Annotated in this window: 14 protein-coding genes; 9 read left to right on the top strand and 5 right to left on the bottom strand. The window is 52.0% G+C overall.

Annotated features, from left to right (window positions below; translation table 11 throughout):
* The first annotated feature begins 113 nt into the window (after positions 1-113).
* The 6 genes from K1Y77_RS09570 to mmsB all read left to right on the top strand — a co-directional run bounded on the left by K1Y77_RS09570 (position 114) and on the right by mmsB (position 6,918).
* Positions 114-1,337, top strand: a complete 1,224-nt coding sequence (locus K1Y77_RS09570; protein WP_030072547.1) for an ABC transporter substrate-binding protein — start codon at positions 114-116, stop codon at positions 1,335-1,337.
* Between the two features lie 229 nt (positions 1,338-1,566).
* Positions 1,567-2,454 carry a branched-chain amino acid ABC transporter permease gene (locus K1Y77_RS09565; protein WP_009724569.1) on the top strand — a complete coding sequence of 296 codons (888 nt, stop codon included), beginning with the start codon at positions 1,567-1,569 and terminating at the stop codon, positions 2,452-2,454.
* 2 nt (positions 2,455-2,456) lie between these two features.
* Positions 2,457-3,449: a branched-chain amino acid ABC transporter permease gene (locus K1Y77_RS09560; RefSeq protein WP_030072550.1), complete on the top strand. Its 993-nt coding sequence runs from the start codon at positions 2,457-2,459 to the stop codon at positions 3,447-3,449.
* A gap of 246 nt (positions 3,450-3,695) precedes the next feature.
* Positions 3,696-4,850 carry an acyl-CoA dehydrogenase family protein gene (locus tag K1Y77_RS09555; protein WP_264428167.1) on the top strand — a complete coding sequence of 385 codons (1,155 nt, stop codon included), beginning with the start codon at positions 3,696-3,698 and terminating at the stop codon, positions 4,848-4,850.
* A gap of 20 nt (positions 4,851-4,870) precedes the next feature.
* Positions 4,871-5,986 carry an enoyl-CoA hydratase/isomerase family protein gene (locus K1Y77_RS09550; protein WP_264428166.1) on the top strand — a complete coding sequence of 372 codons (1,116 nt, stop codon included), beginning with the start codon at positions 4,871-4,873 and terminating at the stop codon, positions 5,984-5,986.
* A 23-nt stretch (positions 5,987-6,009) separates the two neighbouring features.
* Positions 6,010-6,918: a 3-hydroxyisobutyrate dehydrogenase gene (gene mmsB / locus K1Y77_RS09545; RefSeq protein ID WP_264431456.1), complete on the top strand. Its 909-nt coding sequence runs from the start codon at positions 6,010-6,012 to the stop codon at positions 6,916-6,918.
* Positions 6,919-7,109: 191 nt separating this feature from the next.
* Here the strand turns inward: mmsB and K1Y77_RS09540 are convergent, their stop codons facing one another.
* From K1Y77_RS09540 to K1Y77_RS09530, 3 genes are all read right to left on the bottom strand, one after another.
* Positions 7,110-8,030, bottom strand: coding sequence for a ketopantoate reductase family protein (locus tag K1Y77_RS09540; RefSeq protein ID WP_264428165.1), 921 nt, complete (start codon positions 8,028-8,030; stop codon positions 7,110-7,112).
* Between the two features lie 155 nt (positions 8,031-8,185).
* The gene (locus tag K1Y77_RS09535) at positions 8,186-8,995 is read right to left on the bottom strand and encodes a metal ABC transporter permease (protein ID WP_264428164.1); all 810 of its coding nucleotides are present in this window, start codon (positions 8,993-8,995) and stop codon (positions 8,186-8,188) included.
* Positions 8,985-9,776, bottom strand: coding sequence for an ATP-binding cassette domain-containing protein (locus tag K1Y77_RS09530; protein WP_264428163.1), 792 nt, complete (start codon positions 9,774-9,776; stop codon positions 8,985-8,987). Before K1Y77_RS09530 ends, K1Y77_RS09535 begins: the two co-directional genes overlap by 11 nt.
* Before the next feature lie 165 nt (positions 9,777-9,941).
* On the opposite strand from K1Y77_RS09530, the gene K1Y77_RS09525 reads away from it, so the two are divergent.
* On the top strand, positions 9,942-10,943 hold the full coding sequence (locus K1Y77_RS09525; protein WP_264428161.1) for a zinc ABC transporter substrate-binding protein: 1,002 nt from the start codon (positions 9,942-9,944) through the stop codon (positions 10,941-10,943).
* A 91-nt stretch (positions 10,944-11,034) separates the two neighbouring features.
* Here the strand turns inward: K1Y77_RS09525 and K1Y77_RS09520 are convergent, their stop codons facing one another.
* Positions 11,035-12,369 carry a TonB-dependent receptor gene (locus tag K1Y77_RS09520; protein WP_264428160.1) on the bottom strand — a complete coding sequence of 445 codons (1,335 nt, stop codon included), beginning with the start codon at positions 12,367-12,369 and terminating at the stop codon, positions 11,035-11,037.
* A gap of 641 nt (positions 12,370-13,010) precedes the next feature.
* Here K1Y77_RS09520 and K1Y77_RS09515 point away from each other — a divergent pair.
* Together K1Y77_RS09515 and K1Y77_RS09510 are read left to right on the top strand one after the other, a co-directional pair.
* Positions 13,011-13,262 carry a hypothetical protein gene (locus tag K1Y77_RS09515; protein ID WP_264428159.1) on the top strand — a complete coding sequence of 84 codons (252 nt, stop codon included), beginning with the start codon at positions 13,011-13,013 and terminating at the stop codon, positions 13,260-13,262.
* A 68-nt stretch (positions 13,263-13,330) separates the two neighbouring features.
* Positions 13,331-14,233, top strand: a complete 903-nt coding sequence (locus K1Y77_RS09510) for an extracellular catalytic domain type 1 short-chain-length polyhydroxyalkanoate depolymerase (RefSeq protein WP_264428157.1) — start codon at positions 13,331-13,333, stop codon at positions 14,231-14,233.
* Between the two features lie 118 nt (positions 14,234-14,351).
* Here the strand turns inward: K1Y77_RS09510 and K1Y77_RS09505 are convergent, their stop codons facing one another.
* A complete protein-coding gene (locus K1Y77_RS09505; protein ID WP_030072575.1) occupies positions 14,352-14,951 on the bottom strand; it encodes a cysteine hydrolase family protein in 600 nt (199 codons plus the stop codon).
* Between the last annotated feature and the right edge of the window lie 206 nt (positions 14,952-15,157).

The following is a 15,157-nucleotide window of genomic DNA, read 5'->3' as shown; positions in this document are numbered from 1 at the left end:
GCTTTAATAATCCAGTTTTAACAACTCAGTTTTAACAACACTAAACGCTCTATAAGCACTTCATTGGTACGTCGTAACACAACAACAAAGGCCCCGAGGGCCAGGAGACGAACATGACCTTCATGAAAAAAACGCTGACCGCCAGTATCGCTGTTGCTGCCGCCTCTACGATGGCAATCTCTACCGCTCATGCTGAAATCAGCGATGGCGAAGTTCGCATTGGTTATTTGGCCGATATGTCAGGTACTTACCGTGACTTAGCTGGCCCAGGCGGTCAAACAGCCATGGAAATGGCGGTTGCTGATTTTGGCGGTAGCGTTAATGGTTCGCCTATCGTGATTTTTAGCGCTGACGATCGTAACAGTGCTGACGTCGGTGCTAACACGGTACGTGAGTGGATCGACCAGCGTAACGTTGACATGGTGGGTGGCCTGGTGGCGTCCTCGGTGTCTATCGCAGTGACTAAAGTACTTGAAGAAAACAACGGCCTGGGCATTGTGTCGGGTTCTGCAGCATCAAGCATTACCAATGAACACTGCACGCCCAACCACATCCACTGGGTATACGACACTTACCCGCTAGCGAACGGCACTGCAAAAGCGGTTGTAGAGCAGGGCGGCGACAGCTGGTTCCTGTTAACCGCAGACTATGCGTTTGGTCATGCGCTGGAAGCTGATGTGACCAATGTGGTTGAAGCCAATGGCGGTGAGATTGTTGGTGGTGTGCGTCATCCGTTCCCAACGAGCGATTTCTCCTCTTATATCCTTCAGGCTCAAGGGTCTGGTGCGAAGATTGTAGGCTTAGCGAACGCCGGTGCTGACACCGTCAATGCGATCACCACCGCTAGCCAATTTGGGCTCACTCAGAGCGGCCAGCAGTTAGCAGGTCTGTTGATTTTCCTGAACGACGTGCACGCGCTAGGTTTGGAATCCACCCAAGGTCTGCTGTTAACCACTGGCTGGTATTGGGACATGGATGAAGATTCTCGTGAGTGGTCAGAGCGCTACTTTGAAGAAGTTGGCCGTATGCCTACTATGGTTCAAGCGGGTATCTACTCAAGCACCATGCACTACCTGAAAGCCGTAGAAGCAGCGGGAACAGATGACCCTGAAGCTGTACGCGCCCAAATGGCTGATATGCCCATTGAAGACTTCTTTGCGCGTAACGGCTCCATTCGTGAAGATGGCCGCATGATTCACGACATGTATCTTGCCCAAGTGAAGACGCCGGAAGAGTCTACCGGTGAGTGGGATCTTTATGAAATCCTTAGCACCATTCCTGCCGATGAAGCCTACCGTCCGCTCTCTGATAGCCAGTGCAAGCTGGTTCAAAACTAAGAGCTTATGAAGCTAAGAGTTTATAAACATAAGCGTTTATAAACATACGATCTTAGAAACCAGGCGGTTAAATCGTCGAGTTGTTCAGGCACTGTCGGATAACTCGGCGATTCATGTAACCCGCTGGATATTATTGAAAAAGCGTTTTTGTAAGCGCTTTTAAAAATAAGCAACACGCAGGGATAGTAGCGAGCGTTACTGTCCGCTTGGCGGCGAGGAGAGTCATAAAATGACGATGATATTCGGCGTGCCATTGGCCGTTTTCATGGGCCAGCTAACGCTTGGGCTTGTGAATGGAGCCTTTTACGCACTGCTTAGTTTGGGCCTGGCGGTCATCTTCGGCCTACTGAAGATCGTCAACTTTGCCCATGGGGCGCAATACATGCTGGGAGCCTTCGCCGCACTGCTGGGCTTTCGCTATTTAGGTATCAACTATTGGCTGGCGCTATTTCTGGTGCCGCTAGTCGTCGGTGGTTTCGGCATGCTAATGGAGCGTTTTTTGCTACGACGCATTGCCCATTTAGACCATCTCTATGGGTTGCTGCTTACCTTTGGGTTGGCGCTAATTTTTGAAGGCACGCTGGTTAATTTCTTTGGTGTTTCTGGCGCGCGATACTCGACCCCAGAAGCACTTCAAGGCGGCCTGAACTTAGGCTTCATGTTCCTGCCTACCTACCGCGCTTGGGTGTTGGTAGCGGCATTGGCCATGTGTCTATTTACGTGGTTTATGATCGAGCGTACCCGGTTGGGCGCTTATCTGCGGGCGGGAACTGAGAACTCCCAGCTGATGCAGGCGTTTGGGGTAAACGTACCGCTGTTGATTACCCTTACCTACGGGTTTGGCGTAGCGCTAGCCGCCTTTGCAGGCGTGTTGGCAGCACCGCTGTATCCTGTTTCACCTACGATGGGGTCAAGCCTGCTGATTGTGGTGTTTGCGGTGGTCGTCATCGGTGGTATGGGATCTATTCTGGGAGCGATACTCACCGGTCTGGGTATGGGCATCATCGAAGGATTAACCAAAGTGTATTACCCCGAAGCCTCCAATACCGTGATCTTCCTGGTGATGATATTGGTGCTCATGTTACGCCCCGCTGGGCTGTTCGGTAAGGAGGCATAACCATGGCAGACTCTCAAGCACTCAATGCACCATCAGCCGTACAAGAACGACAGAAACGGGCCAGAATGCGTCGCAATATGTTCTATCTTGCGCTCTTGGCCGTTGGGTTAGTCGCTCCTTTTTTGGCTTACCCCGTCTTCCTGATGAAAATTCTTTGCTTCGCGCTCTTTGCCTGCGCCTTTAATCTGTTGTTGGGCTACGCGGGGTTGCTCTCGTTCGGTCACGCAGCATTTTTAGCCACCGGCGGTTATGTTACTGGCTATTTATTGGCAAGCTATCCAGGCTTAACGCCGGAAATGGGGATTATCGCAGGTACTTTAATGGCAACCCTGTTGGGGGGGCTGTTTGGGGTACTTTCGATCCGACGTCAGGGCATTTACTTTGCCATGGTGACGCTCGCCCTTGCTCAGCTAATGTTCTTCGTCTTTGTCCAGTCGTCGTTCACTGGTGGTGAAGATGGCTTGCACGGTGTGCCACGCGGTGACCTGTTTGGGATGATCAGCCTGAACAGTAACTTGGCGATGTATTACTTTGTGTTTGCGATATTTATATTTGGCTTCGCAGTGATTCAGCGTACCGTGCATTCGCCCTTTGGGCAGGTGCTCAAAGCGATTCGTGAAAATGAACCGCGCGCTATTTCACTGGGTTACAACGTAGATGCCTACAAGCTGCTGGCGTTTGTGCTTTCTGCGGCGTTGGCCGGGTTGGCTGGTTCTACTAAAACCGTTGTGTTCCAGCTGGCGTCGTTAACCGATGCGCATTGGCATATGTCAGGTGAAGTTATCTTAATGACGCTGCTGGGTGGGGTAGGCACACTGCTTGGCCCCCTTATGGGTGCAGGTATAGTTGTTAGTCTACAACACATCTTGGCACAGTCGCCGTTGGGTAACTGGGTGAGCGTCATTTTGGGTATTATCTTTGTTGTCTGCGTACTTAGCTTTCGCAGTGGCATTGTGGGGGAACTCGCTAAGATGTACCGCAAAAACTTTAAATAACCGGTTCTGTCCGTTGTTTGGGTGCCTCAGGGCACCCTTTTTTCTGCTCAAATCACGGCTCTACGCCAAAGGTAGTGAGGTAAGCGGTTGCACCTGTTAGGGTAAGAATATAAGTTAACGTAAACGTCAACATCGCCATTAAAGACAATCGCCAATAACGTCAATGACTAACAAAGATAATAGCAAACGCTAAGCTACTCAGCCTGATCGCAGGCTGTCCAGCTAAGCATGCTGCGGAGATTCGCCATGAATTTTGAGTTAAGTGAAGACCAGGTTGCTTTTTCCGATATGGCCCGGGCATTCGCCCAGAATGAGTTAGAGCCCCACGCTGCGCAGTGGGACGCTGAATCCTTCTTTCCTGTGGATGTCATCCGCAAAGCCGGTGAATTAGGTTTTTGTTCACTGTATGCACCAGAGAGCGTTGGCGGGCTTGGTCTTTCCCGTTTGGATGCCAGCATTATTTTTGAGCAGCTTTCCATGGGCTGTACCTCAACCACGGCCTATCTCACTATTCATAACATGGTGACGTGGATGCTGGCCGACTTCGGTACGCCGGAAGCAGTGGAGCAGTGGGGCGAAAAGCTAGCCACAGGCGAGTTGCTGGGCTCCTACTGCTTAACTGAACCCAACTCAGGCTCGGATGCGGCCTCGCTTAAAACCACGGCCAAGTGTGATGGCGATGACTACGTACTCAACGGCAGCAAGATGTTTATCTCTGGCGCTGGTAGCACCGACTTTTTAGTGGTGATGGCGCGCACTGGGGGCGAAGGCCCCAGCGGCGTTTCTGCCTTCGCGGTTGATGCTAAAGCAAGCGGCATTAGTTACGGCCGTAAAGAAGATAAAATGGGTTGGAACAGCCAGCCAACCCGTATGATTACTTTTGAAGATGTACGCGTGCCTGCCAACCACCTGCTAGGTAACGAAGGCGACGGCTTCAAAATTGCTATGAAGGGTTTGGATGGCGGACGTATCAACATCGCCACCTGCTCAATCGGCACCGCCCAGCAGGCGATCAATAAAGCCCGTGACTATATGCTGGAGCGCAAGCAGTTTGGTAAGCGCCTGGCAGACTTCCAAGCGCTTCAGTTCCGTATGGCGGATATGGTTACTGAGCTTGTGGCGGCTCGTCAGTTAGTGCGTATGGCAGCCACAAAGCTGGATGCTGGCCACCCCGATGCGACTACCTATTGCGCCATGGCTAAGCGCTTTGCAACTGATGTCGGCTTCAAGGTGTGTGATGAGGCGCTTCAGCTCTATGGTGGCAACGGCTACATTAAGGAGTACCCGATGGAGCGCTATGTGCGTGACACCCGTGTACACCGTATTCTGGAAGGCACTAACGAAATCATGCGACTGATTATTTCTCGCCGCGTGCTATCTGATGGCGCTTCTGAGCTGTAGCCAACCACAAGGACAATGGAATGAGTAGCGTACTGTTTGCTGAACACGCCACCCAAGATGGCCATGTTATTGGCGAGATCACGCTTAACGCCGAGCGTTCGCTGAATGCCCTGACGTTAGAGATGATTGAAGAGATTCTGCCGCGTTTGAAAGCGTGGCAAACCGACGAGCGCGTTGTCGCTGTTCTGTTGGATAGCGCCGGTGAAAAAGCGTTTTGCGCAGGGGGCGACGTCGTCAATTTGTATAAAGCGATCAAAGGAGACGGAGAGCCAGATTTCCCTGAGCGCTTCTTTGAACACGAGTACCGCCTGGATTATCTGCTTCACACCTATCCCAAGCCGGTTATTTGCTGGGGCAGCGGCATTGTGATGGGCGGTGGAATGGGGCTGCTTAGCGGTAGCAGCCACCGAATTGTGACAGAAACGTCTCGACTGGCGATGCCAGAAGTGACCATTGGCCTATACCCAGACGTTGGCGCAAGCTGGTTTTTAAACCGCCTGCCGAATGGCACCGGACGCTTTCTAGCCATGACCGGTAGCCAAATTAACGCACCGGATGCTGTCCACCTTGGCCTTGCGGACCGCGCGATTGCTAGCCATTACCGCGCAGATCTGGCTCAAAAATTGATGGATGCCGCCTGGGGAGAAGGAGAGCAAACCGATGCTCATGGTGTGGTGAACAGTGTATTGCGCGAATTTGAACAATCGTCTCAAGAGGTATTTGCCGAGCTGGAGTCGCCGGTTCACAAATCTGCAGCCTTGATTCGTGAGCTAATGGATCATGACACGGTTGAGCAAGTTGTAGATGCTGTGCTGGCGGTCAACAGCGACGACAAATGGTTCAGTAAAGCGCAGAAAACGCTTTCCCACGGTAGCCCCGTATCAGTGAAGCTAATTGATGAGCAGCTAAAGCGCGCCAAGCACATGTCGTTGGCTGAGGTGTTTCAGTTTGAGCTGGCGCTTTCAGTGCAGTGTTGCCGTCATCAGGAATTCCCCGAAGGCGTGCGTGCGCTGTTAGTCGATAAAGATGGCCAGCCTGCCTGGAAATACCCAGATGTCGCGTCAGTAGAACAGACCTTTATTGAAGAGCTGCTGGCTTCGCCGTGGGAAAAGAGTCCTCTGGCGGATCTTCACTAATCCGTTTCCTAGTCAATTTTCGAATAAGGACAACAAAGATGACCACTGTCGCGTTTATCGGTTTAGGCAATATGGGCGGCCCCATGGCGGCCAACTTGGCGAAAGCGGGCTTTAACGTTCGCGCATTCGACCTTTCTGAACAAGCGTTGGAAACAGCGAAATCTCAAGGCTGTGAAGTGGCGGTTTCTGCTCAGGCAGCGGCCACCGACGCAGATTTTATTATTTCTATGCTGCCCGCAGGCAAGCACGTACGTGGGCTGTATGTAGACGGTGACCAACCGCTGTTTGATGTCATTAAAAAGAGCGCTTTGGTGATTGACTGCTCGACCATTGATGCAGATACCGCCCGCAGCGTTGCTGCCGCTGGCGCTGAAAAAGGTGTTGGCTTTGTCGATGCGCCCGTGTCTGGTGGGGTAGGTGGAGCCCAGGCAGGCACCTTGACCTTTATAGTCGGCGGGAGCGCTGCACAATTTGAACAGGCCAAGCCCGTCCTTGATGTGATGGGAAAGAATATCTTCCACGCTGGCGACCATGGCGCAGGGCAGGTGGCGAAAGTATGCAACAACATGCTGCTTTCCATCCTGATGGCGGGCACCTGCGAAGCGATCAATATGGGCGTTAAAAACGGCCTGGACCCTGCAGTATTGTCCGAAATTATGAAGCAAAGCTCTGGGGGGAACTGGGCGCTTAACGTTTACAACCCTTATCCCGGCGTGATGGAAAATGCCCCTGCCTCGAAAGGCTATCAAGGCGGCTTCCAGGTAGATCTGATGATTAAAGACCTGGGCCTCGCCATGGATGTTAGCCAACAAAGCGCCTCACCGGTGCCCATGGGGTCGGCGGCACGTTCGCTATTCACCCTGCATAAAGCAGGTGGCAACGGCAAACTCGACTTCTCCAGCCTGCTGACGTTCTATCAAGATAAGGCGTGAGGAGTAAGGAGTTGGCGTGAGGAGTGTGAAATAGTTGTGGTTTTGTAGGGCGTGGTAAGCGAAGCGCACCCGCAAAGCAGCGTGCAGTGCTGCCGGGGTTGGTGGGTACGGCACACCCCTGGCAGCGCAGCGGGCAACTGAATAGTGTGGGAGGGCGCTTTAGCGCGCGATGCTTCAGCCACTAAGTTTTCCTAAAACGCCGCCTCCAATTTAGCTAACTCACTATTAAGCTTCTTCAACTCCCTACACGCCAACCCATGCCGCTCGGCGCTTTCAATCAATGGTCCCAAAATTGCCCCACGTTCGGTGGGGCGTTTAGCTTCAACGTCCTGCAACATCGAGGCCTTATTGTTAGCAGTGTTTTCTACGACCTGCCATACCAACGCCAACCACGCGTCTTCGCCTTTGCCACCAGCCGGTGGTGCAATGCTTTCCTGCTCTAAAATCGCCGCGACCTCCGCTATCACCGCTTCTACACGAACCGCATACGCGTCGCTGCGCAGTTCCCCATTACGCACCCCATTGAGCGCTACCAGTGGGTTAATCGCTGCATTCACCGCCAATTTTTGCCACAAGCGTTGGCGTATATCACTCACCGCTGTTGCGGCAAAATTTGCCTGGGTGAGTGCCTGCGTCATTACTTCCGCCAGTTCACCGTGTTGATTGTTCAGGTCGCCAATAAAGGTCGGCCCCCGACCGGCGTGAACCACGCCATCACTGCCAGTTAAGTAAGCGCCTTGGGTCGTCGTTGCACACAGCACTGGCCCTGGCCACCTATCAGTCAGCCGCGGCTGTGCCAAAAAACCGTTCTGCCACAGCACCAGCGGGGTAGTGGGCGGAATCATATCAGCAATGCTGGCAAGCGCTGTCTCAGCGGCCATGGCTTTGGTGGTGATATGTACAAACTCAGGTGCGGGCAGTGGATAAGAGGCTAGCTCCGCAACCGTAACGCTGGCTAGCCGCTGAGTTCGCTCTTCACCCTCTGGTGTTGTTAGGCGTTGGTGTTCAGGCAGCTTACGTCGGCCAATCAATGTGGCGTCAGTGAAGGGGGAAAGCGAATGCGCCAACAGGCGACCAATGGCCCCAGGGCCAAGTATCCAATGGGAAGTCATCGTTGATTATTAGCCATCAGTAGCGGTGTTACCGCCAAGCTTACCGTGTTCAGCATAAGGAAATGAAGGCAACAGACTAGTCACCAGAAGAGAGTATCGCCGAAGGTTATCTTGGGACGCTGCTTAGCGCATACGTTAAAAATCCTATGGGCTGATCATTGTTGTGCTGAAAAAAAGTAATGCCAACTCCGCGAGGCCAGCGTACCAATCACGAAAAATAGGGTGGCCAGAGTGACAATGGTAGGGCCAGTGGGTGTGTCAAAGGTATAAGCAGTCCGCAGCCCACCAGTTGTAGCGGCCATGGCAATCATCGCAGCAATAATAGCCATTTGCTCTGGCGTGCGGCTGAAAGGCCGTGCCGTTGCAGCAGGGATAATCAGTAACGCAGCAATCAAAAGTGCGCCAACCACTTTAAGGGCGACGGCCACGACAATAGCCAGCGCCACGGTCAACACTAACTGCTCACGGCGTGGGTTGATGTGGCTGGCATAGGCTAATTCTTCGTTTAACGTGGCAGTTAATAGCGCTTGCCAGCGCCAAAACATAAGGCCGATCACTAGCAGGGCCCCAGACCAGATAATTAATAGATCGGTTTTGCCTACGGCAAGAATGTCACCAAACAGATAAGCATGCAGATCAATGCGTACCCCTGAGACAAAAGAGACGGCCACCAAGCCTATGGCCAGGGCCGAATGCGCCATGACGCCCAGTAGTGTATCCATAGCATAGCCTTTGCCACTTAGCGTTGACACGCACAATGCCATGAGCAGAGCGACACTAATCACACCGGCAAAGAGGGAAATATTCCACAGTAGCGCCAATGCTACTCCCAGAATGGCCGCATGGGCGGTGGCATCGCCAAAATAGGCCATCCGCCGCCAAACAACGAAACACCCCAGAGGGGCAGCGGCTAACCCTACACCTAACCCCGCCAGAGCGGCACGCCACATAAAATCATCCAGCATGGTGCAGCCTCTCCTCATCATGATGGCCCACGTGTTGATGACGATAAAAAGCCAGCGTGCTGGCAACCTGATCGCCGAAAAGAGCATGATAGTGAGGTGATGACGCTACCTGCTCAGGTTGGCCTTCACAGCAGATATGGCCATTTAGGCAGATCACGTGGTCAGCCGTGCGCATCACCACATGCAGATCGTGACTGACCATTAAGACGGCACATTGAGAGCGCTGACGAATTTGCTCAATGCGCTGATAAAATTCAGCAACGCCCCGATGATCCAGGCCCTGAGTAGCTTCATCGAGCAATAAAAGTGTTGGGCGTGAAAGTAGGGCGCGCGCCAATAGCACCCTTTGTAGCTGGCCGCCAGAAAGGTGATTCATAGCTGCATTCAGAAGATGTTCAGCGCCTGCCTGTTCCAGCGCTTCAGTAATATCACGGCTGGCATGTCGGTGGGGTAGATTAACAAAGCGGCGTACTGTCATCGGCAAGGTGGCATCAAGATGAAGCCGTTGGGGCACATAGCCAATTTTGAGAGCAGGAGAGCGGATGATTCGCCCTGCTGCCGGTTTTATGGCTCCCACTAGGGTTTTGACTAGAGCGGACTTTCCAGAACCGTTTGGGCCAATGAGGGTGACAATCCGGCCAGGTTGTAGCACCAAGTTGATATCTTTCAAGATGGGACGTTGGCCAAATTGAACAGAAAGTTGTTCGGTACTCAATAACGCTTGATCTGGAAGAGAGGTGCTAGAGCTAGGCGTGCTTGTTGACGATAAACGCGAAAACATAGCAAACTCCGAGTTGATTTATTGTTATGTTATAACATAATTTAATAGGCTAGCAAGATCTAAATGGTGGCGCGTCGATAGAGCGTTGGTGACGACACTATCCGATGCTTTGTAGTGATCAGTTGCTGGACTGTTTAGTGTTTTCTATCCATAAAGGAGCCTGTTATGAAACAATCACTTACTAAAATTACGTTACCTTTGCTGGCGGGACTTCCATTAGTTGCAATCGCTGACGTGCCGCGTGTGGCGGTAGATATTCCACCGGTTTATTCACTGGTGAGCAAGGTGATGGGGGAGCTAGGGAAGCCAACGCTGTTTATGCAACAAGGGGCGTCTCCACATGGGTATTCATTGCGCCCTTCAGAAGCACAAGCGTTAGATACGGCAGAGCTTGTGGTATGGGTCAGCACTGACTTGACCCCTTGGCTGTCAAATCCGCTGGCGTCGTTGGCTTCAGAGGCGGAGCATTTGGAGTTGATGGCGCTGGAAGAAACGCAGGTATTGAATTATCGCGACAGGTCGGTTGCCCTTACGGAAGCACACGACGACCATGACCATGACCATGACCATGACCATGACCATGACCATGACCATGACCATGACCATGACCATGACCATGACGACCACGATCATCATCATGACGGGTTAGACCCCCACGGCTGGCTTGATCCAGAAAATGCGCGTTTATGGCTAGATGCCATTGCTCGTCGTTTAAGCGTACTGGACCCAGAAAATGCTGAAATTTATCAGTCCAACGCAACCCAAGCCAAAGCGGGTCTGCTGGATTTGCAGATAGCGCTAGAAAACCAGCTAACAATGCAGCCAGCACCACGCTTCGTGGTTTTTCATGATGCCTACCAGTATTTTGAACAGCGTTTTGATGTGCCTTCGGAAGGTGCCATTTCGCTTGGAGATGCCTCAACGCCAAGTCCTGCGCGTATTGAAGCTATTCAACAACACGTGCTGAAAAATGATATTCAATGCGTGTTCAGTGAGCCTCAGTTCAACCCGGCGATGGTAGAAAATGTCTTCGGCGATACCCCGGCCGTCATGGGGGTGATTGATCCGCTGGGCGTCGAGTTGCCGCTTGGGCCAACACTTTATGACCAGTTGCTGCGTCAGCTGGCCGATGCACTTAAGGAGTGCAGTGCGCAGCAGCAACCCTAGTAATCTTTAATGTACCGCGGTAAAAACGTAGCAGGGCGGCACTTTAACGGTGCCGCCCTGTTTCTATCTCATCGTATAAAGAGAGTTAACGCTAGTGATCGTGACCAGCGTGGCCACCAAAGGTGGCGTTGAACTGCAGCATGCCCACCCAGCTCTCTTCTTCACCGGCGTAGTCTTCTTGGGTGACTTGGGCGCGTAGAAACATGTTGTCACGTAGATGCCAAGTTAGCTGGCCGCTGTGACGCCAAGAAACATCTTCTGACACGATGGCCGTAGGATGAGTGCCCATCACGCGATTGCTCATGCCTAGCGCTTCAGTGCGTAGACCTATTTCCCAGCGTGGCGCGATGCCATAGATGGTTTCCAGGTAAGCGCCATCCTGCTGCTCGGTATAGGCATCCCGGGAATGAAAGTGGTCGTGATGCTGAACGTGTTCGCGCAGATCACGCTCGGTATAAAAGTACTCGGCCCCTAGCTGCCAATCGCCCTGAACACCCGGCTGGCCGCCATCGCGCTGATAGCGGGCATCTAGTCCGGCAAACCAGTTGTCGCCTTCGGCGCTATGCGCATGGTGGCCGTGGTCATCAACGCGAACAAATTGGCGGTTATAACCTGCTGAAACACCCAGGTCGAGGGTTTGTCTTAGACCGATATCAGGCTGGAATTTGGCAAACAGTGTGCTGACGCGAGGGCCGCTTTTACGCGCTTCGTAGCCGCCTTCGCTGAACTGGCTAAAGCCTTCGCCTTCTCCCTGGAAAAGTTCGGTGCCAACTAAAACGCTAGCGGTAGGCGCCCAGCTAAGTTGCACACCAGTATCCAGCAAACCATGTTCGCCAAGAATATACTGATTAACTAGCGGACGTTCGACAAAGTCCCAGGCATGGGGGTGTCGGCTATTTATATAACCTACGTCAGAAAGAAACTTACCAGCTTTGAGTTTCAGGTTAGCAGGCAACTGCTGAGAGGTCAGATAAGCCTCCTCCAGGCTGATATCGTCCTCACTTAGGGAAATGACAGCGGTACCATTCAAGTAGTCGTTTCCTCCTTGCACTACTACTTCTGAATGACCCAGATTAAAACCATCTTCCAGGGCGTGGTCGTGGCCTTCATGGCTGTGATCATCATGCCCGTGCTCGGCGTCGTGTCCACTATGGCCAAAACCGGCAGGAGAGTGCTCCTCACCTGAAAAGCGGTTGTGGTAGATACCTTCCAGGGTTAGTGAAATGTTTAGGTTGAAGTTCTGTTTGTCGTGGCCGTTATTAGCATGTTCAGATGGATGAGTGTGGCTGCTGTGGTCATGGTGGCTATGCTCATGTGCTGAATGATTGTGGTCAGAATGGTCATGCTGATGGTCAGCGGCCCAGGTAGGTGTCGCCATCAGTACGGCAGCAGCAATCGGGGTGAGCATTAACAAACGGCGAGACATGGTGAAGCTCCTAGAGATGGGGTGTAGGGCAATAGCTAATAATACAAGTGGTTAATGTTATGTAATAACATTGCAATTAGCAATAGTTCTGCGTTAAGTGAACAAACTCTTAATGATGGATGAACAAACTCTGTTGCCTTCTTGGAGGAGTATTCAAATGTAGGGAGCTGGGGGCGTTAGTTTCACGATGAGATGATCTTTTGAAGGGTGCCTGACTAAACGTTATTAATCTGCCTGCCAGGGTTTAGCGCCGCCTCTAACATTTAATCCTGTTACGTTCGCCAGCGCACAGTGAATGCATGTTTTAAGGTTCATCCTAACGGTGAGCGTGGCAAAGGAAGTGCCTAAACAAGGACGTTGCGCCATGCGCTGCAAGGGATGCAGCGCGCTTTACTTGTCGTATTTGAAACTTTGCTATTACCTTCCTTCTCTTCTTGCAGGCTGTCCTTGTTGTTAGGGGCGGTCGCTTTATAGTGATTTCAACACGCAATCTTTACCCTTGGCCGATCAGATGCCGTCATGATGGTTTAACAGCATTTACTACACATAGTGAGCCACCATGCCGGGCGTGCCTGAAGGGTATTTACGAGTAGAGGGTCGCAGAAGTCTGCATTAAGTCGATCCAATGTAAGGAACATGTTATGAAAATTATCTTTGCCCTAACGCTCGGAACGATAGCCATGCTCTTGGCAGTCACCGCTCAAGATTCACTTATTGCTCGACTCTTACTTGCCTCTGTGGGCCTTGCGCTCTATGCAGTGGCGCTGATTCCAGTGGCTGTTGGCAGCGAACAGAAGGCATCGAGGGCTCGCAAGCTGAACGTATCAATCGTTGGAATGATGAGCGGTCTTCCCTACAGGAAGCAACTAGAATTCCTGAAGGAACCGTTCTGAATATGCTTTCCACTGCAAGCCGTATCTATAAGCAGTATGCGCCGTACTACGCTGGTCAAGGAGGCCTTATGCCGAGAACTTCAGGTAGCCAAGATCGACTAACTGATTTGAAAGAGTTTGGGTCGGACCCTGGGGCGTTGCAGGCGGATACCTATATTCCAAAGAACTTCTCTAAGAATGGGCCGCTTGTGGTTGTTCTTCATGGCAGCACCCAGTCAGCGGAAAGTTATGATCTCGGGTCAGGCTGGTCGGCGCTCGCGGATGAATGCGGGATAGCACTTTTATATCCTGGGCAAAGGAAAAGCAATAATCCGATTAGTAGCTTTAATTGGTTCAGTTCTGGCGACAGCCGCCGCGGTAAAGGCGAGCCACTGTCTATTCGTCATATGATTGAGCAGGTGGTGAAGGATCATGATATTGATCCTACGCGGGTCTTTATTACCGGGATGTCTTCAGGCGGGGCAATGACATCGGTCATGCTGGCGACTTATCCCGAAGTGTTTGCGGGCGGCGCGATTATCGCAGGGCTACCTTACCGCAGCGCTGATAACCTGATGGAAGCGGTTGTTCGTATGAAGGGATATGGCGGCCCTTCAGATAGCAAGCTCGACGCGCTGGTGCGCGGAGCCTCGACATATGAGGGTCCTTGGCCAACGATTTCGGTCTGGCATGGCGGTAGCGATTCGACTGTCGATCAGGCTAATGCTGACTCCATTGTTCGCCAATGGCAGCAAGTTCATAACGTTGAAGGATCGCCGACAAGGGTGGAGCAGGTCGATGGTTTTCCCCGCCAGGTTTGGTGCAACACAGACGGAAAAGAAGTGATTGAAGAGTACATCATCGAAGGAATGGGCCATGGCACGCCAATTATGGCTGGCGGCGACGAAGGCCTTGGTGAAGAAGACAAGTATATGCTTGAAGTCGGTATTTCTTCGACCCGTCACATAGCGCACTTTTGGGCGCTTACCTAGTGCATAACAGTAGCCATTAAGCCAAGTAAAGCAGTTCTGAGGATGATGCGCGACGAAGCGTAAACGTCTGAATAAATCCCACCTTGTCGCGCATCGCGCTAAACGATCTCTCCACTAATTAAACGGGCAAGTCGTCAACGGTATCGACTACGGCAGCATACAGGTCTCGTGTTGAGGCTAGTGCTCCCTCATGAACCGCTTGAGCTGATAATATCTTGCCTTGGTCAGCCTGTAGCGAGCGGGTAGCCGTCGCGCTAGCAACCACTGTGACTTCAAACCCAAGATTAAATGCCCCGTGGGCGGTGGAGTTGACACACATATGGGTCATGAAACCAGCTAGCACCAGTTTATTGCAGCCGCTCTTTTTCAACTGCGCTTCAAGTTCAGTCTGAACGAAGGCGTTGGGGAACGCTTTAGTAATCACCGGCTCGCCAGCGATTGGCTTCACTATATCCGCTATCTGCCCAATGGGCGCCTTGGTATCGTAAGGCGACCCTTCTCCACTATCATGCTGAATATGAATGATCGGAATGCCTGCGTCGCGCGCTTTTTCGAGGAGTTTTTTGGCCTCTACCAAGGCTTCTTCCACGCCTTCTAACTGCATGACACCTTCCCGGTAGGTGTTTTGGCAGTCGATAAGGATTAATGCAGACTCGGAAAGCTTGCTAGGGGAGAGTTCAAGCCCCGAAAGCTCACGTAGCGTGACAGATGTGCTCATTAATAACTCCTAAATACTATTGATTAATTATTGTTCAAAAAGCAAAGGCGTCACTGGGCTGCGCCAAGTTTGTTGACCAGCGTGAATGACGCAGAACACAGCGTACATGAGTCGTTATTCAATATCGCTACTGATAGTTGGTGAAAACAGAGGTTTCTGTCAATTCGCCAACCACTGTTTGAGAATGGTTTTGAAGATTGTTTTGA

It is taken from the genome of Halomonas qaidamensis (assembly GCF_025917315.1).
GTDB classification, from domain to species: Bacteria; Pseudomonadota; Gammaproteobacteria; order Pseudomonadales; family Halomonadaceae; genus Vreelandella; species Vreelandella qaidamensis.
Note: the sequence above shows the minus strand (reverse complement) of the source record. Positions and strands in the feature narration are given on the sequence as shown.